This window comes from Burkholderia sp. AU28863, from assembly GCF_002223195.1.
Taxonomy (GTDB): Bacteria; Pseudomonadota; Gammaproteobacteria; order Burkholderiales; family Burkholderiaceae; genus Burkholderia; species Burkholderia sola.
This window is the reverse complement of the sequence record NZ_NKFE01000001.1, coordinates 101,286-128,208: the sequence shown is the minus strand read 5'-3', so window position 1 is coordinate 128,208 and position 26,923 is coordinate 101,286. Positions and strand designations below refer to the sequence as shown.

Here is a 26,923-nt window from a genome sequence, read left to right as displayed (position 1 = left end):
CCACGCGAGCGAAGCCGGCGCGGCGGCAAGCGGAACGGTCGAACCGCCAACGCCGCTCCGGCCGCCCGGCTCACCGCGCCGCGCCCCTCACGCGCGATCGCGCAGCGTCTCCGACGGCCGCTTGCCGAACAGGCGCCGGTAATCGGTCGCGAACTGGCTCAGATGCCAGAAGCCCCACGCCTCCGCGACGTCCTGCACCGAGCCGGCCGCGCGCCCGCACAGGTCGCGCCGCGCGCCGTTCAGCCGCAGCGTGCGCAGGTAGGTCGCGGGCGCCATCCCGAGCACGTCCTGGAAGCAGTACTGCAGCGTGCGCCGGCTCACGTGCAACTGCTCGCACAGCTCGGGCACGCCGACCGGCCGCGTGCGGTGCGCGAGCACGTAGTCGCGCGCCTGGTCGACGATCCAGCGGCGCGTCGACGGCGCCGCGCCGCCGCCGTCGTCGGCCGGTTGCGCGCACGCATCGAACAGCGCGGCCAGCACTTCGGCCTGCAGGTCGTCGCGCTGCGCATCGGGCAGCGGGCCGGCCATCGCCACCGCGCCGTCGAGCCGGCGGCCGAGCAGCGCGCACAGGCGCGCGAGCCGCGCGTCGCCGACCTGCATCACGCGCTGCGTGAACAGCCGCTCGTCGAGCGCGCGGTGCTCGACTTCCTCCGCGTAGCGGCGCAGCACGTCGCCGCGCACGACGACCCCGTAGATCGAGAACTGCGCGGGCGTCACGAGTTCGAATTCGACGTTGCCGGGCCGGAACGCGAGCGCGCCGGGGCCGATGCGGCATGCATCGACGCGCGCCGAGCCGTCGCACACGAGCGGGATGCCGAACCAGTACGCGTCGCCGCGCACTTCGCACGCCTGGCGCAGCAGGTGGCTGGTCGATTCGCGAAACAGCTTCATCGTATCGAGCGGCAGCTCGGTCAGCGTGCCGACGAAGCGGCCGGCCGCGAGCTGGTCGTAGGTTTGCCGCCAGCCGATCAGGTTGCGCGCCTGCTCGTCCGCATCGTGCGCGACGCTGACGACGGCCTGCCCGGCGAACGCGTCGTCGCCCAGCGCGCTGCGCCGCGTGTCCTCGGCGGTCGGTTCTTCCGTATACGCCACGTGTTGATTCATCGTGTCCTCCCTCACCTGCGCGGAACCCTGCGTATCACGCAAGTCCCGTGCCGAACCGCACGGCCCGGCGAGCAAGCCGCCATTGCACGCTGTCCGGCCGATGCGCGCCATGCGGGCGCACCCGAAGGCGGCATGCCGCGCACGCCGCCGGTGCGATCCGCGCGGCGAGCGCGCATGCGCGCCGCCGCCCGCGCCCGGATACCGGCTACCGGGCCGGCTTCAGCCGCACGACCCGCGTGCCGCAATTGCCGTATGCCTGCGCGATCGCCAGTTCGACGATCGCGCTGCCCGCTGCCCACGGCGCCGCGTCCGCTTCCGGCAGATCGGCGCGCAGCGTGGCGCGACCGTTGATCCGGTAGCGCAGGCCGCGCACGACATCGACGAACAGCAATCCGACGCCACGGCCGTCGCAGGCGGCCGCGTCGATCCGGCCGCCGCCGCCGCCGTCAGGCGCGGCCGGCAACGCGAACCGCAGCGTCTTCGTATCGATCACGCGCACCACGGGCAGCAGATCACCGTTCGCGTCGCGCCGGCTCTGCACGATGTCGCAGGTCATCGAGGCACCCGCGGCGGATGCCATGCCGACGAACATGAACGGCTGCGATTCGACGAACTGCCGCACACCGACGCTCAATCGGGTCGTCACGACGTCGCTCATGCGCTCGGCTTCGTCGGCGACGCCGAAGCGGTGTTGCGCGTCGAGTTCGCCCGGATGGAAGACCGGGTGACGCGGAAAGGATCGGGGCGGTTCTGCCATGCTGAGGGGGGCGTCGCACGCATCGGCGCGCCGTGCCGCCACGCGTGCGCGGCGGCCGGCAGCGTTGCCGGCGCCTGCTGCGCAAGAACGCGCGACCGGCGCCGGCTGTCGAACAGGGAAATCGAACCGGGCGACGTGCCGGGCCCAACCGGCCCCGGCACGTCGCCCCGGCTTCGGCGATCAGAAGAACCCGAGCGCCTCGGCCTGGTAGCTGACCAGCAGGCACTTCGTCTGCTGATAGTTCGACAGCGCCATCTTGTGCGTCTCGCGGCCGATCCCCGACTGCTTGTAACCGCCGAACGCCGCATGCGCGGGGTACAGGTGGTAGCAGTTGGTCCACACGCGGCCGGCCTCGATCTCGCGGCCCATCCGGTACGCGCGCGTGCCGCTGCGCGTCCACACGCCCGCGCCGAGCCCGTAGAACGTGTCGTTCGCGAGTTCGATCGCTTCCTGCTCGTCCTTGAACGTCATCACCGACGCGACCGGCCCGAAGATCTCTTCCTGGAACACGCGCATCTTGTTGTTGCCGAGCAGCATCGTCGGCTTCACGTAGTAGCCCGTGCCGAGGTCGGCGGCCGGCGCCGTACGCTCGCCGCCCGTCAGGCATTGCGCGCCTTCGCCGCGGCCGATGTCGATGTACGACAGGATCTTGTCGAGCTGCTGCTGCGACGCCTGCGCGCCGATCATCGTCTGCAGGTCGAGCGGGTGGCCGGACTTGATGCGCTCGACACGCGCGACGGCCTTCTCGATGAAGCGTTCGTAGATCGATTCCTGGATCAGGATCCGCGACGGGCACGTGCACACCTCGCCCTGGTTCAGCGCGAACATCGCGAGCCCTTCGAGCGCCTTGTCGAGGTACGCGTCGTCCTGGTCGAGCACGTCGGCGAAGAAGATGTTCGGGCTCTTGCCGCCCAGTTCGACCGTCGACGGAATCAGGTTGTCGGCCGCCGCGCGCAGGATGTGCTTGCCGACCGGCGTCGAGCCCGTGAACGCGATCTTCGCGATCCGCTTGCTGGTCGCGAGCGCTTCGCCCGCTTCCTTGCCGAAGCCGTTCACGATGTTGATCGTGCCGGCCGGGAACAGGTCGCCGATCAGCTCCATCAGCACGAGCACCGACGCGGGCGTCTGCTCGGCCGGCTTCATCACCACGCAGCAGCCGGCCGCGAGCGCCGGTGCGAGCTTCCACGCGGCCATCAGCAGCGGGAAGTTCCACGGGATGATCTGGCCGACCACGCCGAGCGGCTCGTGGAAGTGGTACGCGACGGTGTTGTCGTCGATCTCGGAGATGCCGCCTTCCTGCGCACGGATGCAGCCCGCGAAGTAGCGGAAGTGGTCGACCGCGAGCGGCAGGTCGGCCGCCATCGTCTCGCGCAGCGGCTTGCCGTTGTCGATCGTCTCGGCCACGGCCAGCAGCTTCAGGTTCTTTTCCATCCGGTCGGCGGCGGCGAGCAGCAGGTTCGAGCGCTCGGCCACGGACGTCTTGCCCCACTTGCGGCGCGCGGCATGCGCGGCGTCGAGCGCCAGCTCGATATCGTCGGCGCCGGAGCGCGGGATGCGGCAGAACGGCTGGCCGTTGATCGGCGACACGTTCTCGAAATACTCGCCCTTCACCGGAGGAACCCACTTGCCGCCGATGTAGTTGTCGTATTGCTGACGGTACGGGTATTCGACGTCGAGGCCCAGTTGTTTCAGGTCAAACGGGTTCATACATGTCTCCTGTTCATCGTGCTTGTGTGAGTACAGCGCCGGTTGGAATGCGCTGATCCCGTTCATGCAACATGCGTGCCAAACGGAACGGGCGGGAGCGGGCGCACGTCGATCGCGGCCGGCGCGGGTTCGCACCGTGCGGTGTTCACGCCCGCAACACGGCCGGTGTACCGATTCTGAACACCGCGAGTGCGCAGCAATGGGGCCGGTGTTCGGAATTTCCACAGTGCGCGCCGCCGCGCTGCCCGCGAACGCGCGCCGCGCCGCGTGGCATGTCGCTTGCGTGCGAATCGCGGATCCACACGCCACGGCGAACGCGCCGACCGACACCATGAACGATCGCGGCCCGCTGACCGACGACGCCATCGCATTCATCCGCGAACAGGCTTTCCTGATCGTCGCGACCGCCGATGCAGCCGGCAACGCCGACTGTTCGTACCGCGGCCGCCAGCCGCGCGCCGATGGCTCGTTCGCGCCGCTCGTCGATATCCCGGACCGCCGCACGCTGGTGCTGCCCGACTTCGCGGGCAACAACCTGCTCAACACGATCGGCAACCTGCTCGTGAATCCGGCCGTCGCGCTGCTGTTCGTCGATTTCGTGCGTCAGACGACCTGGCACGTGCAGGGGCGTGCGACGCTGGACGAGGATGCGCAAGCGCGTACCCACCTGTGGCCGGATGCGTTGCGCTATTTGGTGATCGATGTGGAATGCGCAGAAGCGCGCGCGGAGGCGGGGCTGCCGCCGCTCGTGCTGGCGTGACGCGCGGCGGGTGAGGCTTTAACGAGCGGACCACGCGGCACGGAGGCTGCGTCGTCCGAAATACCGAAGTACCCAAGCACCAAGCACCGAGCACCGAGCACCGCAAACATCGAAGCACCCGAGCGCCACGATGCAATGCTCGACGCCCGTGCGTCTCCACACACGCCGGTTCACGCCGACTGCCCGCCGACGCATCGGCTTGCGCATGCCCGTTCGCCTCAGCGCCCGTGCATCTCCGCACACGCCGGTTCGCTCCGGCTGCGCACCGACGTATCGGCCTGCGCGTGGCCGTCCATCTCGTCGCCCGCTTCGTCGACGGCCGCCCGCCCGCCGAGAAACCCGAACACCACCACCGCGCACAGCACCGTGACGACGGCCAGCGCGATCAACAGCCGGTCGAACGCGTGCGCGTAGCTCGCGATCAACGCCGCACGGCCGACGCCCGGCAACGCGGCAGCCGCGCCCGCGAGATCGCCGGTCGCGAGCCGCGCGGCGGCCCGCAGCGTCGCGTCCGGCGTGCCGGCGGCCCCCACCGCCCGCGCCAGCCCCGTTTGCGCGAGCGCGGCCAGCACCGCGCCGACGATCGCGAGCGCAATCCCTTCGCCGGCCACGCGCGTCGTGCTGAAAATGCCCGTCGCCATCCCCGCGCGCTCCTTCGGCACGACGCTCACCGACAGCCCGTCCATCAACCCCCACGGCATGCCGGCGCCGACGCCGATCGCGAGCATCGGCGCGATCGCCGCCGGCCCCGCGCCGCCGCGCAACGCGATGCCGAGCCACACGAGCCCCGCCGCGGCGACCAGCAACCCAAGCCCGGAAATCACGCCGGCCGACAGCCAGCGCGTGAGCGTCGCCGCGACGAGCGGCACGACCAGCATCGGCGCGGAGATCGCGAGCATCAGCCAGCCGGCGTCGATCTCGCTGAAGCCGTCGATGCCGATGAAGCGCAGCGGCAGCACGACGAGCAGCACGATGTAGCAGCAACAGGTCGACACCGGCAGCACCTGGACGCCGACGAAGCGCGCGATGCGAAACAGCGACAGGTCGAGCATCGGCCGCGCGACGCGCGTCTCGATCGTCACGAACGCGCACGCGCCGAGCGCCGCGCCGGCCAGCAGCGCGATCACGAGCGGGCTCGACCAGCCGCGCGCGGGCGCCTCGATCACACCGAACGTGAACAGCGTCAGCGCGGCCGTGAACGCGGCCGTGCCGGGCCAGTCGAGCCCCGTCGCGTGCGGATCGCGCGACTCGTGCATGCGCGGCAGCCCGAACGCGAGCGACAGCACGCCGGCCACCGCGCTCGTCACGAAGATCGCACGCCAGCCGTAATGCCCGATCAGCCCACCGGCGAGCACGGGCCCGAACGCGAGCCCGATCCCGAACGTCGTGCCGAGCAGGCTGAACGCACGCGTGCGCGCCGGGCCGTCGAATTCCTGCGCGAGCGCGGCCGTGCCGCCGGCGAGCGCCGCGGCCGCCGCGAGCCCTTGCGCGGCGCGCAGCAGATCGACCGCGAGTATCGACGGCGCGAACGCGAGCGCGACCGACATCAGCGTGAAGCCGCCGACGCCGATCGCGAACAGGCGCTTGCGGCCGAACTGGTCGGCCAGCGCGCCCGACGCCATCAGGAAGCTGCCGAACGCGAGCATGAACGCGTTGGTGATCCAGTTCATCGCGACCGGGCTGCCGTGCAGGTCGCGGCCGATCGCCGGCGTCGCGACCGCGCCGCCCGAAAACGACAGCGGCAGCGCGACGGCGGCCATGCAGACGGCGGCCAGCACCCATGCGCGCCGGCGCGCCGCGTGGGCAGAAACGGCTGAAACAGGGTGATCCATCATCGCTCCTCGAAAAAGCCGGCGCGGATGCGCCATCAGAGCGACAGAAGATAAATCGGATTCAATCCGCGAAAAACCACGCGAAGCTCCGCATATAACGGACTAAAATTCCGCAATTACCCCGCCAGCGTGCGTCGCCCGCGCGCCGTTCAATTCGATGGAAAACCTCACCGGCATCGTCGCGTTCGTCCGCACCGCCGAAGCGCTGAGCTTCGTCGCGGCCGGCCGCACGCTCGGCATCTCGGCGTCGGCGGTCGGCAAGACGATCGCGAAACTCGAGCAGTCGCTCGGCGTGCGCCTGTTCAACCGCACGACGCGGCGCGTGACGCTCACCGACGAGGGGCGGCATTTCTACGAGCGCTGCCAGCGGATCCTGGAGGATTTCCGCGACGCGGAGGCGACCGTGACGGCCTCCGCGCAGCGCCCGCGCGGCAAGCTGCGCGTGAGCCTGCCGGTGATCGGCTACCGCTTCCTGCTGCCGGTGCTGCCCGAGTTCCGGCAGCGCTATCCGGACGTCGAGCTCGATCTCGATTTCAACGACCGGATGGTCGATGTCGTCGAAGGCGGCTTCGACGCGGTCATCCGCAGCGGCCCGCTGTCCGATTCGAGCCTGATGTCGCGGCGGCTCGGCCCGTTCGCGTTCGTGCTGTGCGCGACGCCCGCGTATCTCGCGCGGGCCGGCACGCCGCGCACGCCGCGCGAACTCGAAGCGCACGACTGCGTGCGCTACTGCTTCCCGACCACCGGCAAGCTGCAAGACTGGGCGCTCGCGGCCGACGACGGCACGCCGCTCACGCTGCGCACCGCGATGACCTGCAACAACATGGAAGCGCTGCGCGGCGCCGTGCTCGCGGGGCTCGGCATCGGCTACATGCCCGACTTCCTCGCGCGCGACGCGCTCGAACACGGCGCGCTCGTCACCGTGCTCGACGCCTACCGGATCGCGCCGGGGCAATTCTCGATCGTGTGGCCGTCGAGCCGGCAGTTGTCGCCGAAGCTGCGCGTGTTCGTCGATTTCCTGTGCGAACGGCTGTTCACGTAGTCGCGCCGATCCGCTCCGCTTCCGCCGGCGGCAGCAGCGCGTCGCTGTCGTCCTTCAGCCCGACGCCCGTCAGCCCGAGACGGCGCGCGTGCGTCATCAGGTAATGCAGCTTGTGCGCGGCGGCCGCGTGCGGCAGCCCTTCGGGCCGCACGTTCGAGATGCAGTTGCGCAGCGCGTCGTGACAGCCGACCTTCGGCGCCCACGTCAGGTACACGCCGAGGCTGTCCGGCGAACTGAGCCCCGGCCGTTCGCCGATCAGCATCGCGACCACCTTCGCGCGCAGCAGCTCGCCGATCTCGTCGCCGAGCGCGACGCGCGCCTGCGTCGCGACCACCACCGGGCCGATCCGCCAGCCGTCCGCGTCGAGCCGCGGCCGCACGGCCTGCAACAGCGGCAGCGCCTGCTTCGCGGCCGCGAACGCCGACAGCCCGTCGCCGACCACGAACACGACATCGGGCGCGTCGTCGAGCGCCGCCCCGTAACCGGCCAGCAGCCCGCGGCTGTCGTCCGACAGCTTGCGGCCGAGATCGGGCCGGCGCAGGTAGTGGTCGCGGTCGGGCGCGGCGCTCTGCACACGCAGCGTCGGCAGCATGCCGGCCGCCTCGATCTCGCGCCGCAGCGCATCCGCGTCGAGCGGCTGGTGCACCGCGTCGCGCGCTTGCGCATGCGACAGGTTGAAGGCCAGCAGCGGCGCGGTCGGCAGGCTGTTGCCCGCGCGGCCGAGCGCGATCCGCGCGTTCGTGAACGACTTCAGCTGCCCCCACGGATTCTTCTCGACGGCGTCGCTCATGCGGAAATCCCCATCCAGTCGTTCGCGCCCGCGAGCAGCGGCACGCGTGCCGACGCCGCGCGCAGCGCGCCGTGCGCGTCGGCGATCTCCATCGTCTCCAGCCATTCCTCGAATTCCGGCGCGCGGCGCAGGCCGAGCACCTCGCGGACGTAGAGCTGGTCGTGGAACGACGTGCTCTGATAGTTGAGCATCACGTCGTCCGCGCCCGGAATCCCCATGATGAAGTTGATGCCGGCCGCCCCCAGCAGCGTCAGCAGCGTGTCCATGTCGTCCTGGTCGGCTTCCGCGTGGTTCGTGTAGCAGATGTCGCAGCCCATCGGCACGCCGAGCAGCTTGCCGCAGAAGTGATCCTCGAGCCCTGCGCGGATGATCTGCTTGCCGTCGTACAGGTATTCGGGCCCGATGAAGCCGACCACCGTGTTCACGAGAAACGGCTCGAACTTGCGCGCGACCGCATACGCGCGTACTTCGCAGGTCTGCTGATCGACGCCGAAGTGCGCGTTCGCCGACAGCGCGCTGCCCTGGCCCGTCTCGAAATACATCAGGTTGTCGCCGACCGTGCCGCGCTTCAGCGCCAGCGCGGCCTCGCGCGCCTCGGCGAGCAGCGCGAGCGAGATCCCGAAGCTCGCGTTCGCCTTCTCGGTGCCCGCGATCGACTGGAACACGAGATCGACCGGCGCGCCCTTCTCGATCGCCGCGATCGTGTTGGTCACGTGGGTGAGCACGCACGACTGCGTCGGCACGCCGTAGCGCTCGCGGAAGCCGTCGATCATCGCGAGCAGCTTCACGATCGCCGCGAGGCTGTCGGTGGCCGGGTTGATGCCGATCATCGCGTCGCCGCAGCCGTACATCAGCCCGTCGAGCATCGACGCGGCGATGCCCTTCACGTCGTCGGTCGGGTGGTTCGGCTGCAGCCGCACCGACATCCGGCCGGCCAGCCCGACCGTGTTGCGAAAGCGCGTGACCACGCGGCGCTTGCGCGCGGCCGCGATCAGGTCCTGGTTGCGCATCAGCTTGGACACGGCCGCGACCATCTCGGGCGTGAGGCCGGGCGCGATCCGTTCGAGCGCCGCGCCGTCGGCCGCGGGCGACAGCAGCCAGTTGCGGAAATCGCCGACGGTGAGGTGCGAGATCTCCGCGAACGCGTGCGCGTCGTGATCGTCGATGATGAGGCGCGTGACCTCGTCGTCTTCATACGGGATCACCGCTTCGTTCAGGAACGCCTTCAGCGGCACGCCCGCGAGCGCGATCTTCGCGGCGACGCGCTCCTCCTCGCTCGCCGCCGCGACGCCGGCGAGCTGGTCGCCGGAACGCAGCGGGCTCGCCTTCGCGAGCAGCGTCTTCAGGTCCGCGAAGCGGTACGTGCGCGGACCGATCGTCTCCGTATAGGACATCGTGCGAATCTCCTTGCCAAAAGCCGACGGCGCGCCCGTTCGACGGGGCGCGCCGGATGCCGTCAGGAACGGCCTTTCTCGTTCACCGCCGTCACCCTGCTTACTCCTCCAGCAGCGCGTCGCCGGGCGCGCTCGCGCGCTGCGAACGGGTCGCGAGGAAGTACGCGTAGCCGACCGCGAGGAAGCCGACGAACACCAGCGCGACCAGCCCGTTGAAAACCACCATCGTACCGAGGCAGACGAGCGCCGCCAGGATCGCGAAGGCCGGGAAGATCGGGTACAGCGGCGCGCGGAACGGCCGCGCCATGTTCGGCTGCGAGCGACGCAGCTTGAACAGCGCCGCCATGCTGACGATATACATCACGATCGCACCGAATACCGACATCGTCACGATATTCGCGGTGAGCGTCTGGCCGCCGAACTGGATCAGCTCGTCGCTGTAGATCGCGGCAATCCCGACCACGCCGCCCGCGAGAATCGCGCGATGCGGGGTCTTGAAGCGCGGATGCACCTTGCCGAGCCATTCGGGCAGGTAGCCTTCGCGGGCCAGCGCGAAGATCTGGCGCGAATAGCCGAGGATGATCCCGTGGAACGACGCGACGAGCCCGAACAGCCCGAGCCACACGAGCATGTGCATCCAGCCGCTGTTCGCGCCGACGATGTACTTCATCGCCTGCGGCAGCGGATCGTTGATGTTCGCGAGCTTGGTCCAGTCGCCCGCGCCGCCGGCGAACACCATCACGCCGATCGCGAGCGCGACGAGGGTCAGGATCCCGGCCACGTACGCGATCGGAATCGAGCGCTTCGGGTTCTTCGCTTCCTCGGCGGCCATCGCGACACCTTCGATCGCGAGGAAGAACCAGATCGCGAACGGAATCGCCGCGAACATCCCGTGGAACGCGCCCATGCTGAAGTGATCGGCGCCCGACCAGCCGCCCTTCGTGAAGTTGCTCCACGTGAAGCCCGGCGACACGACGCCCATGAACACCAGCAGCTCGAAGATCGCGAGCAGCGTGACGACGAGCTCGAAGGTCGCCGCGATCTGCACGCCGACGATGTTCAGCGCCATGAACACGAGATACGCGCCCATCGCCGCGTGTTTCGGTTCGAGCCCCGGAAACTGCACGTGCAGGTACGCGCCGATCGCGAGCGCGATCGCGGGCGGCGCGAACACGAACTCGACCAGCGTCGCGGCGCCGGCCAGATAACCGCCGGTCGGGCCGAACGCGCGGCGCGCATACGCGAACGGGCCGCCCGCGTGCGGAATCGACGTCGTCAGCTCGGTGAAACTGAAGATGAAGGTGGTGTACATCGCCGCGACGAACAGCGCGGTGATCACGAAACCCAGCGTGCCCGCGCTGGCCCAGCCGTAGCTCCAGCCGAAGTATTCGCCGGAAATCACGAGGCCGACCGCGATGCCCCACAGTTGCCAGGTCCCGAGCGTCTGCTGCAGCGCGGGCTGGCCGGAGGACTTGACGCCGGCGGCGGGCCGGCCATTCGACTCTGCTTTCATCGGACTCTCTCCTCAAAGGCGCCGGACCTGCGGGCCCGCGCGACTGAGAATCGATGCTAGAGAGTCATTAAACGACGTGTTATCGAAATTCGGCAAAGATCGCGGCTGACATTTCGCTTGCGGAAACGCTCGCGGCGACGCCGGCCGCGCGCGTTGCCACGCCGCTCCGGCCCGCGCGATGCGGGCCGGAGCGGCCGTACCGGCCGGCGTTACTGGCCGCCGCCGCGCTGGTTGAACCAGCGGTCGAGCAGCTTGCCGGCCGCTTCCCGGCCGCCGAGGCCGAACGACAGCGCGACGGCCACCGCGATCGCGCCGAGCACGAGGCCGAACGCGAGCTGGACGATTTCGTTCGCGATGCCCATCGCGCGCAGCCCCATCGCGAACACGAGGCCGAGGATCGCGAATTGCGCGATGCGCGCGAACAGCACGCTGTGCTCGCGGTCGGCCTGCTCGATCACGCGGCGCGCGAGGCCCGCGAGCCACACGCCGATCACGAGGATCACGCCGCCCATCAGCACGTGGCCGCCGAATTCGATGAACAGCGTGACGACGTCGCGCACCTGCGTGAAGCCGAGCCGGTTCGCGGCCTCGACCGACGCGAACAGCATCGCGAAGAACACGATCAACCGCGCGACCAGCACCGACGGCTGCAGGATGCCCGAGAACACGCGCTCGACGCCGAGCACGGCCGGCAGCCCGTCGACGCCGGCGGCTTCCAGCAGCTTCTGCGCGAGCGACGCGACGAAGCGCGCGAAGTAGAACGTGACGAGCACGATCACGATCGCCGCGACGATGTCCGGCACCGCGCCGAGGAACTGGTTCAGCATGTTGGTCGCGGGGATCGAGATCGCGTCGATCTTCAGCGCGTCGAGCGCGGAGATCAGCGTCGGCACGAACACGAACACGTAGACGATCGTGCCGACCAGGCTCGACACACGCACCGGCGTCGGGCTGTCGATGCCCTGCGTGAGGCGATCGGCGCCGGCGGCGACCAGCAGGTTCGTCACGAGGCCGCGCAGCACGCGCGCGACGACCCAGCCGACGAAGCCGATCACCGCGGCCGCGAAGAGGTTCGGCACGATCGCGAGCAGCTTGTCGACCATGCCCTGCACCGGCGAGAGCAGGCCCGACAGCGCGAACGACGCGAGGATCGCCGGCAGGAACATCAGGATCACGAGCCAGAACAGCACGTCGCCGAGATAGCCGCTCATCGGCTGCATGCCGGCGCTTTCGGACAGCGTGGCGTCGACCTTGCTCGCCTTCAGCGCGCGGTTCGCGAGGCTGCGCAGCAGCGACGCGATCAGCCACGCGATCAGCGTCAGCGCCGCGCCGCCGATCAGGTTCGGCAGGTAGTTGACGATGTGCGTGACGAGCAGCGAGAACGGATTGGAGACCGCGTACAGGTTGAGCACGTTGAAGATGCCCACCGCGGTGACGAGCAGCACGAGCCAGAACAGGCCGCCGGCGATGATGCGTTCGACGCACGCGCCCTGGCCCGTGCTGTCGGTGATCCGCTGATCGACCTTCAGTGCACTGAGCAGCCGGAGCGCGCCGGCCCGCACCGCAACGGCGATCAGCCAGCCGATCACCAGGATGCCGATCGCGCCGGCGATCTTGGGCAGGTATCCGCCTAGCGTGGCCTGCAGCGACGTGATGAAGCTGGAAGCATCCATTTCTTCTTCTCCCGAAAACGTGGTGTGGCGATTGAACATCGACGAACGACCTGCGTAATTCGAAATGCGTGCTGCCCCGTCCGAGCAACTTACCCGAGAAAAATGACGCGTTCACCCGATTTCACCGTCTTTAACTTTAGTCCGAGATCCCGGAGGGGCAAGACCCCATTTCGTTGAAATCAAAAAGGGGCTGATCGTCGGGTGTCCGGCATTTCCGCAAGATTTGTCCATTCGGCCCGTGCTACCGTGGCGTCGGTTCCAGCCCGGACACGTCGATGCCCCCAGCCGAAACGAAACCCGACCCGCCCGCATGGGCGCGCTACGCGGCCAGCGTGGCGCGCGTCCATGCGTACATCGGCGCGCATCTCGACGGCCCGCTCGATCTGAACCGGCTCGCCGAAGTCGCGTGCCTGTCGCCGTATCACTGGCAGCGCGTCTACCGCGCGCTGTACGGCGAATCGATCGTGCTGACGGTGCGGCGGATGCGGATCGTGCGGGCGTCCGAGGATCTGGTCTGTACCACGCGGCCGCTCGGCGAGATCGCGCGGCGCGCGGGCTACGGTTCGACGCACGCGTTCGCGCGGGCGTTTCGCGACGCGTACGGCGTGCTGCCCGCGCAGCACCGGCGCACGGGCGTCCACCGGCCGATTTATCCACTACAGCGAGGAGAGGAAGACATGTTCAAGCACGAGGTCGAGATCCGGCGCCTGCCGGAACTGCGCGGCTACGCGGTGACGCATACCGGCGCATACCTGAAGGTGGGCGACGCGTTCGGCCGGATCGGCGCGTGGGCCGCGCAGAACGGGCTGTTCGGCCCGGGCGCGAAGATGATCGGGATTTTCTACGACGATCCGGACACGACGCCCGAAGCGCAGTTGCGCGCGAAAGCGTGCATCATGCCGGCCGACGGCGCGCCGGACGTCGCGCCCGCGCCGCCGGTCGAGCGTGCGACGATCGCAGGCGGCGACTACGCGGTGCTGCTGCATACCGGGCCGTATGCGGACCTGAAGACGGCCTACCAGTGGCTCTACGGCGACTGGCTGCGTCACTCGGGCCGCGAAGCCGCCGACGCGCCGCCGTTCGAGCTGTACCTCAATACGCCGATGGATACGGCGCCGGCCGACCTGCGCACCGAAATTCACCTGCCGCTGCGCTGAGCGACGGGTGTGTCGCGGCGCCGTGTATCTGGACGGACCGCGACGATATTGCCGGTGCGAGCATGCCCGGGACGGCATCGGGCATGCCGGTGCGCCGGCCGTCGAGCGAAGCGTGCCGGCCTATGCTGATGCGCAGCCGGCACGAACACGCGGATAGCTTCAAGCCGCCTGCGTTCCGCAGCCGGGACAGAACCGCGCGTCGGCCGCCAGCGCCGCGTGGCAGCGGCTGCAGGCCTTGCCGCGTTGCGCCGCGCCGCACTGCGCGCAGAAGCGTGCATCGGCCACGTAGAGTGCGCCGCAGCCCGCGCACGCGAGCTGGCTCGGCGCCAGCTTGCCGCCCTGACCACCGTTGCCCGCGTCGGCCGGCGCCTGCCGGCCCCAGCCGTGGCGATCGCGGCAGCCGTGCCCGCCCTGGCGCGGGCCGCCGTGATGCCCGCCGCCGTGGCCGCCGTTCCCGCTATTGCCGTGCCCGCTGCCATGGCCGCCGCCGTGGCCGCCGAGAATCCGTTTCAGAAAGCTCATCGCCCGCTCCTCAACGCGTGGCCTGGGCGCCACCGAACGCGCCGGAGGACGACAGCAGCCGCAAGCCGTTGGCCACGACGATCAGGCTCGCGCCCGCGTCGGCGAAGACAGCCATCCACATCGTGCCGAGCCCCGCGACCGTGAGGCCGAGGAACACGACCTTCACGCCGAGCGCGAAACCGATGTTCTGCACCAGCACGCGGTGCGTCGCGCGCGACAGCCGCACGAACGCGGGAATCTTGCGCAGGTCGTCGTCCATCAGCGCGACGTCGGCCGTCTCGATCGCGGTGTCGGTGCCCATCGCGCCCATCGCGAAGCCGATGTCGGCGCGCGCGAGCGCCGGCGCATCGTTGATCCCGTCGCCGACCATCCCGACCGCGCCCGCGCCGCCCGCCGACAGTTCGTCGACCGCCGCGAGCTTGTCTTCCGGCAACTGGTTGCCGCGCGCATCGTCGATGCCGGCCTGCCGCGCGATCGCCTGCGCGGTATGCGGGTTGTCGCCCGTCAGCATCGCGGTGCGGATGCCGAGCGCATGCAGGTCGGCGATCGCATCGCGGCTCGTGTCCTTGATCGTGTCGGCCACCGCGAAGATGCCGAGCACGCGCGTTGCGTCGACCAGCACGACGACGCTCTTGCCCTGCCGCTCCAGCGCGTCGAGCTTCGCCTCGAGCGCCGCCGAGCAGCGCTGCAGCTCCTCGACGAGCCGGTGATTGCCGAGCCAGTAACGCGTGCCGTCGATCGTGCCGCGCACGCCGCGCCCGACAATCGCTTCGAAGTCCTGCACGTCGGCGAATGCCGTCGTGCCGGCGTCGCGGGCCGCCCCGGCAATCGCCTGCGACACCGGGTGATCGGAGCGCGCCGCGAGGCTCGCGCCGAGGTGCCGCACGCGCGCCGCATCGGCGTCGTCCGCATGCACGTCGAAGTCGGTCTGCACCGGCTTGCCGTGCGTGATCGTGCCGGTCTTGTCGAGTGCGAGCCACGCGAGCTTGCGCCCTTCTTCCAGATAGACGCCGCCCTTCACGAGAATCCCGCGCCGCGCCGCGGCCGCGAGCCCCGACACGATGGTCACGGGCGTCGAGATCACGAGCGCGCACGGGCACGCGATCACGAGCAGCACGAGCGCGCGGTAGATCCAGTCGTGCCACGCGCCGCCCATCGCGAGCGGCGGCACCACCGCGACCAGCAGCGCGACCGCGAACACGATCGGCGTATACACGCGGGCGAACTGGTCGACGAAGCGCTGCGTCGGCGCCTTCGCGCCCTGCGCTTCCTCGACCGCGTGGATGATCCGCGCGAGCGTCGAGTTCGCCGCGACGGCCGTCACGCGGTATTCGAACGAACCCGATTCGTTGATCGTGCCCGCGTACACGGCGTCGCCGCTCGCCTTTTCGACGGGCAGGCTCTCGCCGGTGATCGGCGCCTGGTTGACCGTCGAGCGGCCGGCGACGACTTCGCCGTCCAGCCCGATCCGCTCGCCCGGCTTCACGCGCACGACCGCGCCGAGCGCGACCTGCGCGGCCTCGATCGTGCGCCACGCGCCGTCGGCCTGCTGCACGGTCGCGGTGTCCGGCGCGAGCTGCATCAGCCCCTGGATCGCATTGCGCGCGCGGTCGAGCGACTTCGCCTCGATCAGCTCGGCGATCGTGAACAGCACCATCACCATCGCGGCTTCCGGCCACTGGCCGATCGCCATCGCGCCCGTCACCGCGATGCTCATCAGCGCGTTGATGTTCAGGTTGCCGTTGCGGATCGCGATCCAGCCTTTCTTGTACGTCGTCAGCCCGCACGCGAGCACCGCGGCGAGCGCGAGCGCCGCCGACAGCCACACAGGCAGCCCGGCCCAGGTCGCGCCTTCGGACGCGATCGCGGCGACGCCGGCGAGCGCCAGCGGCCACCACGGTTTGGCCGGCGCGTCGGCGACGCGCGCCGCCGGGCCGCCGGCCGTGGCCGTCGTGGCGGCCTCCGGCGTCATCCCGAGCGTGCGGATCGCGCTTTCGATCGCCGGCTGCGCGCCGGCCACGTGCTCGACGGTCAGCATCCGCTGCATCAGGTTGAATTCGAGCGCCGATACCTGCTGCATGCCGCCGAGCTTCTTGCGGATCAGCGTTTCCTCGGTCGGACAGTCCATCTGCATGATCCGGAACGCGGAGCGCACGTGGCCAGACGCGGTCGCCTGCGCGACCGGCAGCGGCGCGAGCGTCAGCGCGGCGGGCGCGCAGCAGTCGCCGGCCGCGTGGTCGTGGTCGTGGTCGTGGTCGTGGTCGTGGTCGTGGTCGTGGTCGTGGTCGGCATGGTCGGGCGAACACGCGGCGCCATGGCGATGCGTATCGCCGCCAGCTTCGTCGTGATCGTGGTCATGATCATGGCCGTGCGCGCGCTCGCCGGCCGCCGGCGCCGCATCGGCCACGGTCACCGTCTGCGTGTCGCGCGCATCGGCGCAGCAGGCATCGGCGCCGCCGGCATGACGGTGTCGTGGGTCGTGGGGACGCTGGGCGTCGGTCATGACAACCTCCTTTTGTGGCTTGACGGTGTAGAGTTAACACCCTGAAGCCACTACAAGGTCAACCCTTACACGGGAGCACGACATGAAGATCGGCGAACTGGCCAAAGCAGCCCGCTGCACGCCCGAGACGATCCGTTTCTACGAGAAAGAGGGACTGATGCCCGATGCGGAGCGCACCGATTCGAACTATCGCAACTACACCGACGTGCACGTCGAACGGCTGCGCTTCATCCGCAATTGCCGCGCGCTCGACATGGCGCACGACGAAATCCGCGCGCTGCTGCGGCTCACCGACACGCCGGCCGACCGCTGCGATTCGATCAATTCGCTGCTCGACGATCACATCGGACACGTCGATGCGCGCCTCGCGGAACTCACGCATCTGCGCGACCAGCTGACTGAATTGCGCCGCCAGTGCGTCGGCGAGCACTCGGTCGAGGATTGCGGCATCGTGCACGGTCTTGCGACGATGGAAACCGTCGCCCCGGCCGCGAAGCGCTCGCATCTCGGCTGAAAACCTTGTCAAACAAGATAGTCTGGTCGAGAATAGTTATATTATTACTAGGTATATTTTAACTATTCATGTCTACGAGCCGCCCGTCCCCGCTCGCGCTGGCCGTCCTCGCGACGCTCACCGAAACGCCGATGCATCCGTACGGGATGCTGCAGCAACTGAAGGCCCGCGGCTACGACGAAGTCGTCAACGTGCGGCAGCGCACGAGCCTCTACCAGACGATCGACAGGCTGCTGCGCGACGGGCTGATCGTCGTGCACGACACCGAGCGCGACGGCGCGTTTCCGGAGCGCACGCTGTATGCGCTGACGGAAGCCGGGCACACGGCGGGGCAGGCGTGGCTGCATGCGCTGCTCGCGGAGCCCGCGCGTGAATTTCCGGCGTTCGGCGCCGGCCTCGCGTTCCTGCCGCTGCTCGATGCGGAAGATGCGCGTCGCCAGCTCGAGCTGCGCATCGCACGGCTCGACGCCGAGCGCGAGCGGCTCGAAGCGCTGCGCGCCACCGCGCAGGCCGACCAGGTGCCGCGCCTGTTCCTGCTGCAGAACGAATATGCGCTCGTGCTGCTCAATGCGGAGCTCGACTGGGCGCGCAGCGTCGTCGAACACCTGAAGATCGGCGCGCTGCGCTGGGTGGACGGCTGATGCATCGCGCCGGCCGTTTCCCGTCGGCGACGGGCGTCGGTCGCGTCAAAGCACCTTGCCGGGATTCAGGATGCCGCGCGGGTCCAGCGCGTCCTTCAGGCGCCGCATCAACCCGATTTCCGCGTCGCTGCGCGTGTGCGCCAGATAAGGACGTTTGAGTACGCCGATCCCGTGCTCGGCCGACACCGAGCCGCCCATGTCGCGCACCACCGCATACACGCAGCGATCGAGCGCATCGGCATCCGCGTCGGTCATCCCGGCCAGCGACACGCCGATGTGCACGTTGCCGTCGCCGACATGGCCGAAGAACAGGCACGCGAGCGCCGGCCAGCGCGCCCGCAACGCCGCCTCGCAGCGTTCGGCGAACGCGCCGAGTTCGCCCGTCGGCAGACTCACGTCGAAGTTGACGAGATGGGGCAGCGCATCGATCGCAAGCCCTTCGCGCAGCGTCCACAAATCGCGCGCCTGCCGCTCGGAGGTCGCGAGCACCGCATCGTCGACGAGCGCAGCATCGAATCCGGCGGCCAGCTCCGTTTCCAGCGCCCGGTGCGCATCGCCGCCCGGCGCGCTCGTCGCGCATTCGATCAACACCGCGAAACCGCCATCGCCGACAAATGGCGCAGACACGCCGGGCGTATGGCGCGCGACATAGTCGTAGAACGCCGGCCACATCGCCTCGAAGCTGACGACTTCCGGCAGCATGCGCACGCGGTTCCACAGCGCGACCACCGCGTCGTAGTCGCGCACGCGGCAGAGCGCCGTGGCCGGCGCCGCGAGCAACGGATGCAGCCGCAGCACCGCGCGCGTGACGACGCCGAGCGTCCCTTCGCTGCCGATGAAGAGCTGCTTCAGGTCGTAGCCCGCGTTGTTCTTCAGCATCCGGTTCATCGACGACACGACCGTGCCGTCCGCGAGCACGGCCTCGAGCCCGAGCACCTGCTCGCGCATCATCCCGTAGCGGATCGCGCGCGTGCCGCCCGCGTTGGTCGCGAGCATGCCGCCGATCTGGCACGAGCCGCGCGCGCCGAGATCGACGCCGAACGTGAAGCCCGCCGCTCCCGCGGCTTCCTGCACCGCCTGCAGCGGCGTGCCCGCGCGCACGGTGATCGTGCCGGCCGCCGCGTCGAGCGCCTCGATGCCCGCGAAGCGCTCCATCGACAGCACGACCTCGCCGCCCAGCGCGACCGCGCCGCGCGCGAGCCCCGTCAGTCCGCCTTGCGGCACGACCGGCTGACCGAGCCGCATGCATAACGCGAGCGTGCGCGACACGTCGTCGACGCTGCGCGGACGCACCAGCGCACGCGGCCGCACGCCGGCCGGCTCGTTGTACGCGGTGAAGTAACGCGGATCGATATCGGCCGCGCGCGTGACGAGCGCATCGCCCAGTTCGGCGGCCAGCACGGCATCGACGGCATCGTCCGGCAGCGGCCTGCCGCCCGGTTCGCTGCCTGCGGCGCTCGGGTTCGGGGTCGGCATCGTGCGCGGCCCCGCTTACTTCGTCGAGATGTCGATATCGCCGAAATACTTCAGGCCGAGCGACTTCACCGTGCCGTCCGCCTTCAGCTTGTCGATCGCCGCGTCGAGCTTCGCCTTCAGCGCGTCGTCGCCCTTGCGCAGGCCGAACGCGATGCCGCTGCCGAGGATCTTGTCGTCGTGCACCGGCTGGCCGACGAACGAGAAGCCCTTGCCGTCCGGGCGCGACAGGAAGCCGCGCTGGCCGGACGGCGCGAGCACGAGCGTCGCGTCGAGGCGGCCCGCGACCAGATCCGCATACGCCTGGTTCTGGTCCTGGTACGGCACGACCGCGACGCCGGCCGGCTCCCAGTGCGCCTTCGCGAAGGTTTCCTGGATCGACGCCTGCAGCACGCCCACGCGCTTGCCCTTCAGCGATTCGGGCGTCGGCAGCAGCCCGCTGCCCGTGCGCGCGATCAGCTGGGTCGGCACGCGATAGATGATCGTCGTGAAGTCGATCGCCTGGCGCCGCTGCTCGGTCGCATTCATCGCCGAGTTGATCGCGTCGAACTTGCGGCCCTTCAGTGCCGGAATCAGCCCGTCGAACGACGTCTCGACCCATTTGCACGACAGCTTCGCCGTCTGGCAGACGGCATTGCCGACGTCGATGTCGAAGCCCTGCAGGTCGCCGTTCGGCGCCTTCGATTCGAACGGCGGGTATTGCGCTTCGAGGCCGAAGCGCAGCGTCGGCGCATCGGCGAGCGCCGCGCCGGCGCCGATCGCGCACGCGAGTGCGAACGCGAGTTTCAGGGTAGCCGTGTGTTTCATCGTGATCTCCAAGTGTCCGGTCGATGCGACGTCCCCGTCGCCGGTTGTCTTACAGCGAACGCAGCCGCCGCGCGCCTTCGACCAGCGTCGCGTCGTCCTTCGAAAAACTGAGCCGGATCACGCCGGCGTCGGTGCCGTCGGTATAGAACGCCGACAGCGGAATCGTCGCGACACGCGCGTCGCGGATCAGGCGCAGCACGAAATCGCTGTCGCTTTCGTCCGAGAAGTGGCGAAAGCGCGCGAGCATGAAGAACGAGCCTTCGCTCGGCAGCAGCTCGAAACGCGAATCGGCCAGCTCGCGCGCGAGCAGGTCGCGCTTGGCCTGGTAGAACGCCGACAGGCCGAGATAGCTGTCGGGCCGCGCGAGGATCTCCGCGAACGCGACCTGCATCGGCGTGTCGGCCGAGAACACCATGAACTGGTGCACCTTGCGGATCTCGTCCATCAGTTCGGCCGGCGCGAGGCAATGGCCGACCCGCCAGCCGGTCACGTGGAACGACTTGCCGAACGACGACACGATCACGCTGCGCTCGGCCAGCTCGCGGTGGCGCGCGACGCTCTGGTGCTGCGCGCCGTCGAACACGACGTGCTCGTAGACTTCGTCGGACAGCACCACGATGCCCGTGTCGCGCGTGAGCTGCGCGAGCCGCTCGAGATCGTCGGCGGAGAACACCGTCGCGGTCGGGTTGTGCGGCGTGTTGACGATGATCATCCGCGTGCGCGGCGTGATGGCCGCGGCCACCTCGTCCCAGTTCACGCGGAAATGCTCGGGCGACAGCTTGATCGCGACCGGCGTCGCGCCCTGCAGCCGCACGATCGGCGCATAGCTGTCGAACGACGGCTCGAAATAGATCACCTCGTCGCCCGGATGCACGAGCGCGCTGATCGCCGCATACAGCCCCTCGCTCGCGCTCGCGATCACCGTGATCTCGGTCGCCGGATCGTAGCGCGCGCCGTACAGCGCCTCCGTCTTCTCGGCGAGCCGCTCGCGCAGCGCGATCACGCCGGCCATCGGCGCGTACTGGTTGTGACCGTCGCGCATCGCGCGCGCGACGCCTTCGACGAGCGCCGGATCGGGCGCGAAGTTCGGCGCGCCCTGCGACAGGTTCAGCGCGTCGTGTTGAGCAGCCAGTTGGCCGATCACCGTGAAGATCGTCGTCCCGACGTCGGGCAGTTTCGAACGGGGCGCGGTGGCGCTTCGCATGACTCCTCCTCCTAATGTCCTTCGGGCGGGCCGCGCCCTGCGCAACCCTGCATCTGCCGCATGATTTAGCCCGAGCCAATATCGGCGGACAATCGAAAGTTCGTCATGGCGGCCATGCATTTTTCTCATGACACGCCGGGAGAAGCACGCCACGGCAAGGCCGGCTAGACCGGCCGGCATGCAAATCGGGCATTTTCCCTACGAAAGGCTAGGCGTCCGCCGCCGCGAGGTACGCGAGCAGCACGGCCCGCAATTCGCGGCGTTGCGCGGCGAAATCGAGCGCGGGCCCGAGCGTCAGCAGCGCCTGCGACAGTCCGCCGTAGCAGATCGTGTGGGCCATCCGCGCGAGCCCGTCGAGCCGCGCGGCCGGCGGCGGATCGGCCGCGTGGGCCAGCGCGTCGCGCCACAGCGCGACATAGGCGTCGTAATGCCGGCGATAGGCGGCCAGCGGCGACACCTGCCGCTCCAGTGCGAACAGCGCGCCCCACAGCGCCGCGTCGGCGGCGATCGTATCGACCTGCAGATCGACCAGCGCGCCGGCGAGCGCGGCCCGCGGCGCGCCGCGCAACCGCTGCACCGTGTCGCGCAGCCGGTCGGCCAGCGCCAGCACGCGGCGGTGGATGCAGAGCGCCGCGAGGCTCTGCTTGTCGCCGAAATACTCGTAGAAGGTGCCGATGCTGACGCCCGCGACGGCCGCGATCTCGCGGATCGTCGCCTTCGCGTAGCCGCGTTCGAGCAAAAGCTGAACGAACGCCTGTTGCAGCGCGTCGGAGCTCGCCTGCGCGCGCGACTGGCGCGGCCGGCGGCGCAACGCGGGCGCGGGTTGCGCCGCCGGCGAGCCGGGCGGCGCCGGAACCTGAACATGTCGCGGCGGCATATTTGCTACTCTGAATTCAGCAGGGAATACGTTTTACCGGAAGCCGGAACCCGCGCCGACGCGCCCTTCCGCGCGGCATGACGCCGGCTGACCGCGCAGCACGAGACCGGAGACAACCGCGATGACCGACTCGACTCACGCCGTCACGAACCAGTTCGACGAACTCGTCGACTATAACCTCTTCGCGACGGATCTCGCGCTGCGCGACGCGCTCGCCCGGGCGGGCGCCGACTGGGCCGTGCCGCAGCTGGACGCGTACGGCGCGCGGCTCGGCAGCGCCGACACCGCGCGGCTCGCCGACGAAGCGAACCGCCACACACCGGAACTGAACGCGTTCGACCGGCGCGGCCGGCGCATCGACCGCGTCGATTTCCATCCTGCCTGGCACGCGCTGCTCGGCCAGTATCGCCACGAAGGCTTCGTGTCGCTCGCGTTCCGCGAGTCGCGCCGCGGCCGCTGGGCCGCGACGGCCGCCGGCTTCTACCTGCACGGCCAGATCGAGGCCGGCACGCTGTGCCCGGCGACGATGACGCAGGCCGCGATTCCCGTGCTGCAGAAGGAGCCCGCGCTGTGGGAGCTGCTGCGCGACAAGCTCTACAGCGACGACTACGACCCGCGCGACGTGCCGATCGCCGATAAGCGCGCGATCTGGTTCGGCATGGGCATGACCGAGAAACAGGGCGGCTCCGACGTGCGCGCGAACACGACGCTCGCCACGCCGGCCGGCGCGGGCGGCCGCGGCGGCGAATACCGGCTGCGCGGCCACAAGTGGTTCTTCTCGGCGCCGATGTGCGACGCGCACCTCGTCGTCGCGCGCACCGAAGCCGGCGGCCCGTCGTGCTTCTACGTGCCGCGCTGGCGGCCGGACGGCACGAAGAACGCGGTCGAGATCCAGCGGCTGAAGAACAAGGTCGGCAACCGCAGCAACTCGAGCAGCGAGATCGAGCTGAACGACGCGTGGGGGATCATGCTCGGCGACGAAGGCCGCGGCATTCCGACCATCATCGAGATGGCCACCTACACGCGGCTGAACTGCGTGCTCGGCAGCGCGGCGATGCTGCGCCAGGGCGTCGTGCAGGCGATCGCCTACACGCGCCAGCGCCACGCATTCGGCCGCGCGCTCGCCGAGCAGCCGCTGATGCGCACCGTGCTCGCCGATCTCGCGCTCGAAAGCGAGGCGGCGCTGTCGCTCGCGATGCGGCTCGCCGACGCGTTCGAGCGCGACGACTCGCCGCGCGAGCGCGCATGGAAGCGGATCGTCACGCCCGCCGCGAAATTCTGGGTCTGCAAGCGCGCGGTCGAGCTGACCGGCGAGGTAATGGAAGTGTTCGGCGGCAACGGCTACGTCGACGACGGCCCGATCGCGCGCCTGTTCCGCGAGGCGCCCGTCAACTCGATCTGGGAAGGCTCGGGCAACGTGATGTGTCTCGACGTGCTGCGCGCGGTGTCGCGCGAGCCCGACGCGGCCGCCGCGCTGTTCGACGAACTCGCCGACCTCGGCGCGGGCGAGCCGCGCATCCGCGCGGCGCTCGACGCGTTGCGCGCGATGCTCGCCACCCCGGCCGACACGCTCGAAGCGTCGGGCCGCGTGTTCGCGCAGCGGCTCGCGCTCGTCGCGCAGGCGTGCCTGCTGCGTCGCGATGCGCCGGCAGCGGTCGCCGACGCGTTCGTCGCGACGCGACTCGCCGCGCCCGACTGGGGCCGTATCGCGGGCGGCTTCGATCCGCGCGCGATCGACGTGGCCGCGCTGCTGCAGCGCGCGTACCCGGCCTGACGCCGGCCCGTTCACCCGAATCCCCGTTCGTTCGCCCGCCCGGAGCCTCGATGAACCTCGTCGCCGCCCTCGACCGCGCCGCCCGTGCGACGCCCGACAAACCGTTCCTCGTCAGCGAATCCGCGACGATCACGTATGCGGCCGCGCGCCTGCGTTCGCACCGCGCGGCGGCCGTGCTGAGCGCGCTCGGCGTCGCGGCCGGCGACCGCGTCGCCGCGATGTGCTTCAACACGCCGGCCTTCGTCGACCTGATGTTCGGCGCATGGCGCCTCGGCGCGGCGTTCGTGCCGGTCAACCACAAGCTGCAGGCGCCGGAAGTCGACTACGTGCTCGAACACAGCGGCAGCACCGCGCTGCTGTTCGACGTGGCGCTCGCACCGGTGGTCGAGCGGATCGTGCATCCGGCGCGGCGGCTCGTGACCGAAGGCGAACTCGACGGCGTGCCGAACTTCGACACGATGTGCGCGACGATGGACGGCCTCGCGGGCATCGAACCGGCCGACGACGACGTCGCGCAGATCCTCTATACGTCCGGCACGACCGGCCGCCCGAAGGGTTGCGTGCACAGTCATCGCACGGTGACGCTCGCCGCGATGCAGGCGGCGCTCGCGAGCGGGATCGACCGCAACGAGCGCACGCTGATGGCGATGCCGATCTGGCATTCGTCGCCGCTGAACAACTGGTTCGGCGGCACGCTGGTCGCGGGCGGCACCGTCGTGCTGCTGCGCGACTACCATCCGTTGCGCTTCCTGCAGACCGTCGAACGCGAGCGCGTGACGCTGTATTTCGGCGCGCCGGTGTCGTACACGCTGCCGCTCGACACGGTCGACGGCTTCGCGGCGTTCGACCTGTCGAGCGTGCGCGCGTGGCTGTACGGCGGCGGCCCGATCGGCGCCGCACAGGCCGAACGGCTTGCGCGGGCGTATCGCAGCCGCGCGTTCTTCCAGGTGTACGGGATGACCGAAACCGGGCCGGCCGGCACGACGCTGTATCCGGACGAGCAGATCGCGAAGGCCGGCTCGATCGGCCGTCACGGCGGCCCGGGCGTCGACCTGCGGGTCGTGCGGACGGACGGCGTCGACGCGCTGCCGGGCGAAACCGGCGAGATCTGGCTGAAGACCGGCAGCATGATGCTCGGCTATCTCGACGACGCGGCCGCGACGCGCGCCGCGTTCGCGCCGGGCGGCTGGTATCGCACCGGCGACCTCGCGCGGATCGATCAGGATGGCTATCTGTTCATCGTCGACCGGCTGAAGGACATGATCGTCACCGGCGGCGAGAACGTTTATTCGAAGGAAGTGGAGGACGTGCTCGGCGCGCACCCGGACATCGCCGAGGCGGCCGTGGTCGGCGTCGCGCATCCGGACTGGGGCGAGACGGTCGTCGCGCACGTGGTGATGCGGGCGAACGCGGCGCCCGATGCGGATGCGCTGCGCGCGTTCTGCGGCGAGCGGCTCGCCGCGTACAAGGTCCCGCGCGAATTCACGTTCGTGCAGGCGTTGCCGCGCACGCCGACGGGCAAGTTGCAGAAGTTTCTGCTGCGCGGGCGCAGCGAGTAGCGCCCCGGTCATGGGTCAACGCCAATAAAAAAACCACCGGGCCGCGACGGCCCGATGGCTTTATCTGCATGCACGATCGGCCGGACAACGATCTTCGCCGCCGCCGATGCGTCACGTCACGCCAGGCTGCTTACTTCCCGCCGATGCTCTTCAACGGCTTCCAGTCGCCCTTCTCGACCTTGTACATCGTGATGCCGCCGTTCTTCAGGTCGCCCTTCGCGTCGTACGCGACGTGCGTCGACGTGACGCCGGCCATGTCGGTCTTCGCGAGCACCGGCAGGTACTTCGCCGGATCGGTCGAATCGGCCTTCTTCATCGCGTTCAGCATCGCCATCGCGCCGTCGTACGCGTACGGCGAGTACGTCTGCACGTCTTCGCCGAAGCGCTTCTTGTACTTGTCCGCGTACGCCTTGCCGCCCGGCATTTCTTCCAGCGGGAGGCCGGCCAGCGAGGCGATCGTGCCTTCGGCCGCGTTGCCCGCGATCTTCAGGAACGTCGGCGTCTTCACCATTTCGCCGCTCATTAGCGGTGCGGTGATGCCGAGCGCCTTCATCTGCTTGACCATCGGCGCTGCCTGCGAATCCGCGCCACCGTAGTAGACGAGGTCCGGCTTCGCCGCCTTCAGCTTCGTCAGGATCGCCTTGAAGTCGACAGCCTTGTCGTTCGTGAATTCACGGTCGACGATCGTCGCGCCGCCGGCCTTCGCGGCCTTCTCGAACTGGTCGGCGAGACCCTGGCCGTAGGCCGTGCGGTCGTCGACGATCGCGATCTTCTTCATCCCGAGATCCTTCGACGCGAACGTGCCGGCCACCGAGCCCTGCTGCGTGTCGGACGTCATCATGCGGAAGGTCGTCTTGTAACCCTGCTGCGTGTATTCCGGCGCCGTCGCCATCGCGATTTCCGGAATGCCCGCGTTCGCGTAGATGCGCGAAGCGGGAATCGTCGTGCCCGAGTTGAAGTGGCCGAGCATGCCCTTGATGCCGTCGTCGACCAGCTTCTGGGCGACCGTCGTACCCGTGCGCGGGTCGGCCTGGTCGTCCTGCGTGTCGAGCACGAACTTCACGGCCTTGCCGCCGATCTTCGGGTTCGTCGCGTTGAAGTCTTCCAGCGCGAGCACGATCCCGTTCTGCATATCCTTGCCGTAGTGCGCCTGCGCGCCCGTCATCGGCCCTGCGTAACCAATCTTCACGTCGTCCGCATGGGCCGTCCCCGCCAGCGACATGACCGCGACGAACGTCGCGCCTGCCACTTTTTTCATCGTGTGTTGCATAGCATCTCCTTGGTACCAGGGTAAATGGAGCGGCTTCGGGATCGCCTGGC

At 69.5% G+C, this 26,923-nt stretch carries 22 protein-coding genes; 7 read left to right on the top strand and 15 right to left on the bottom strand.

Annotated elements, in window-relative coordinates; all coding sequences use genetic code 11:
- Window positions 1-87: 87 nt before the first annotated feature.
- The 3 genes from CFB81_RS00610 to CFB81_RS00600 all read right to left on the bottom strand — a co-directional run bounded on the left by CFB81_RS00610 (window position 88) and on the right by CFB81_RS00600 (window position 3,568).
- On the bottom strand, window positions 88-1,104 hold the full coding sequence (locus tag CFB81_RS00610) for a helix-turn-helix domain-containing protein (RefSeq protein ID WP_069618761.1): 1,017 nt from the start codon (window positions 1,102-1,104) through the stop codon (window positions 88-90).
- Between the two features lie 205 nt (window positions 1,105-1,309).
- The gene (locus CFB81_RS00605; protein WP_089434356.1) at window positions 1,310-1,861 is read right to left on the bottom strand and encodes a hypothetical protein; all 552 of its coding nucleotides are present in this window, start codon (window positions 1,859-1,861) and stop codon (window positions 1,310-1,312) included.
- Window positions 1,862-2,041: 180 nt separating this feature from the next.
- On the bottom strand, window positions 2,042-3,568 hold the full coding sequence (locus tag CFB81_RS00600; RefSeq protein ID WP_089434427.1) for an aldehyde dehydrogenase family protein: 1,527 nt from the start codon (window positions 3,566-3,568) through the stop codon (window positions 2,042-2,044).
- 331 nt (window positions 3,569-3,899) lie between these two features.
- Between CFB81_RS00600 and CFB81_RS00595 the strand changes: the two genes are divergently transcribed.
- Window positions 3,900-4,328 carry a pyridoxamine 5'-phosphate oxidase family protein gene (locus tag CFB81_RS00595; RefSeq protein WP_089434428.1) on the top strand — a complete coding sequence of 143 codons (429 nt, stop codon included), beginning with the start codon at window positions 3,900-3,902 and terminating at the stop codon, window positions 4,326-4,328.
- 218 nt (window positions 4,329-4,546) lie between these two features.
- Here CFB81_RS00595 and CFB81_RS00590 read toward each other — a convergent pair whose 3' ends face one another.
- Window positions 4,547-6,160: an MFS transporter gene (locus tag CFB81_RS00590; protein WP_089434355.1), complete on the bottom strand. Its 1,614-nt coding sequence runs from the start codon at window positions 6,158-6,160 to the stop codon at window positions 4,547-4,549.
- A gap of 157 nt (window positions 6,161-6,317) precedes the next feature.
- Here CFB81_RS00590 and CFB81_RS00585 point away from each other — a divergent pair, with 157 nt between their 5' ends.
- Window positions 6,318-7,202: a LysR family transcriptional regulator gene (locus tag CFB81_RS00585; protein ID WP_069618838.1), complete on the top strand. Its 885-nt coding sequence runs from the start codon at window positions 6,318-6,320 to the stop codon at window positions 7,200-7,202.
- Here CFB81_RS00585 and eutC read toward each other — a convergent pair.
- The 4 genes from eutC to CFB81_RS00565 form a co-directional block, all read right to left on the bottom strand.
- Window positions 7,195-7,992: an ethanolamine ammonia-lyase subunit EutC gene (eutC, locus tag CFB81_RS00580; RefSeq protein WP_069618765.1), complete on the bottom strand. Its 798-nt coding sequence runs from the start codon at window positions 7,990-7,992 to the stop codon at window positions 7,195-7,197. The genes CFB81_RS00585 and eutC overlap by 8 nt on opposite strands.
- Window positions 7,989-9,386: an ethanolamine ammonia-lyase subunit EutB gene (locus CFB81_RS00575; protein WP_069618766.1), complete on the bottom strand. Its 1,398-nt coding sequence runs from the start codon at window positions 9,384-9,386 to the stop codon at window positions 7,989-7,991. The genes eutC and CFB81_RS00575 overlap by 4 nt, the downstream gene beginning before the upstream one ends.
- A 100-nt stretch (window positions 9,387-9,486) precedes the next feature.
- The gene (gene eat, locus CFB81_RS00570; RefSeq protein ID WP_089434354.1) at window positions 9,487-10,899 is read right to left on the bottom strand and encodes an ethanolamine permease; all 1,413 of its coding nucleotides are present in this window, start codon (window positions 10,897-10,899) and stop codon (window positions 9,487-9,489) included.
- Window positions 10,900-11,108: 209 nt separating this feature from the next.
- Complete coding sequence (locus CFB81_RS00565) at window positions 11,109-12,572, bottom strand: mechanosensitive ion channel (RefSeq protein WP_069618768.1); 1,464 nt, start codon at window positions 12,570-12,572, stop codon at window positions 11,109-11,111.
- A gap of 275 nt (window positions 12,573-12,847) precedes the next feature.
- On the opposite strand from CFB81_RS00565, the gene CFB81_RS00560 reads away from it, so the two are divergent.
- Window positions 12,848-13,729, top strand: coding sequence for a GyrI-like domain-containing protein (locus CFB81_RS00560; RefSeq protein WP_089434353.1), 882 nt, complete (start codon window positions 12,848-12,850; stop codon window positions 13,727-13,729).
- Window positions 13,730-13,888: 159 nt separating this feature from the next.
- Here CFB81_RS00560 and CFB81_RS00555 read toward each other — a convergent pair whose 3' ends face one another.
- A complete protein-coding gene (locus tag CFB81_RS00555; RefSeq protein ID WP_089434352.1) occupies window positions 13,889-14,251 on the bottom strand; it encodes a zinc ribbon domain-containing protein in 363 nt (120 codons plus the stop codon).
- 10 nt (window positions 14,252-14,261) lie between these two features.
- Window positions 14,262-16,754, bottom strand: coding sequence for a heavy metal translocating P-type ATPase (locus CFB81_RS00550; protein ID WP_089434351.1), 2,493 nt, complete (start codon window positions 16,752-16,754; stop codon window positions 14,262-14,264).
- 82 nt (window positions 16,755-16,836) lie between these two features.
- Here CFB81_RS00550 and cadR point away from each other — a divergent pair, with 82 nt between their 5' ends.
- Both cadR and CFB81_RS00540 read left to right on the top strand, forming a co-directional pair.
- Window positions 16,837-17,268: a Cd(II)/Pb(II)-responsive transcriptional regulator gene (gene cadR, locus CFB81_RS00545; protein WP_006477300.1), complete on the top strand. Its 432-nt coding sequence runs from the start codon at window positions 16,837-16,839 to the stop codon at window positions 17,266-17,268.
- 68 nt (window positions 17,269-17,336) lie between these two features.
- Window positions 17,337-17,909, top strand: a complete 573-nt coding sequence (locus tag CFB81_RS00540) for a PadR family transcriptional regulator (protein ID WP_069618771.1) — start codon at window positions 17,337-17,339, stop codon at window positions 17,907-17,909.
- Window positions 17,910-17,954: 45 nt separating this feature from the next.
- On the opposite strand, the gene CFB81_RS00535 is transcribed toward CFB81_RS00540, so the two are convergent.
- From CFB81_RS00535 to CFB81_RS00520, 4 genes are all read right to left on the bottom strand, one after another.
- Complete coding sequence (locus tag CFB81_RS00535) at window positions 17,955-19,385, bottom strand: FAD-binding oxidoreductase (protein ID WP_089434350.1); 1,431 nt, start codon at window positions 19,383-19,385, stop codon at window positions 17,955-17,957.
- A gap of 15 nt (window positions 19,386-19,400) precedes the next feature.
- Entirely contained in the window at window positions 19,401-20,189 is a 789-nt protein-coding gene (locus CFB81_RS00530) for an ABC transporter substrate-binding protein (protein WP_089434426.1), read from the bottom strand.
- 49 nt (window positions 20,190-20,238) lie between these two features.
- A complete protein-coding gene (locus CFB81_RS00525; RefSeq protein ID WP_011694020.1) occupies window positions 20,239-21,393 on the bottom strand; it encodes a pyridoxal phosphate-dependent aminotransferase in 1,155 nt (384 codons plus the stop codon).
- Between the two features lie 208 nt (window positions 21,394-21,601).
- Window positions 21,602-22,270 carry a TetR/AcrR family transcriptional regulator gene (locus tag CFB81_RS00520; protein WP_069618773.1) on the bottom strand — a complete coding sequence of 223 codons (669 nt, stop codon included), beginning with the start codon at window positions 22,268-22,270 and terminating at the stop codon, window positions 21,602-21,604.
- Window positions 22,271-22,391: 121 nt separating this feature from the next.
- Here CFB81_RS00520 and CFB81_RS00515 point away from each other — a divergent pair, with 121 nt between their 5' ends.
- Both CFB81_RS00515 and CFB81_RS00510 read left to right on the top strand, forming a co-directional pair.
- Window positions 22,392-24,044 (top strand): acyl-CoA dehydrogenase family protein, encoded by a 1,653-nt coding sequence (locus CFB81_RS00515; RefSeq protein ID WP_089434349.1) that lies wholly within the window; start codon window positions 22,392-22,394, stop codon window positions 24,042-24,044.
- A gap of 50 nt (window positions 24,045-24,094) precedes the next feature.
- Window positions 24,095-25,603 carry a class I adenylate-forming enzyme family protein gene (locus CFB81_RS00510; protein WP_089434348.1) on the top strand — a complete coding sequence of 503 codons (1,509 nt, stop codon included), beginning with the start codon at window positions 24,095-24,097 and terminating at the stop codon, window positions 25,601-25,603.
- A gap of 130 nt (window positions 25,604-25,733) precedes the next feature.
- On the opposite strand, the gene CFB81_RS00505 is transcribed toward CFB81_RS00510, so the two are convergent.
- On the bottom strand, window positions 25,734-26,873 hold the full coding sequence (locus CFB81_RS00505; RefSeq protein WP_050015844.1) for a branched-chain amino acid ABC transporter substrate-binding protein: 1,140 nt from the start codon (window positions 26,871-26,873) through the stop codon (window positions 25,734-25,736).
- Between the last annotated feature and the right edge of the window lie 50 nt (window positions 26,874-26,923).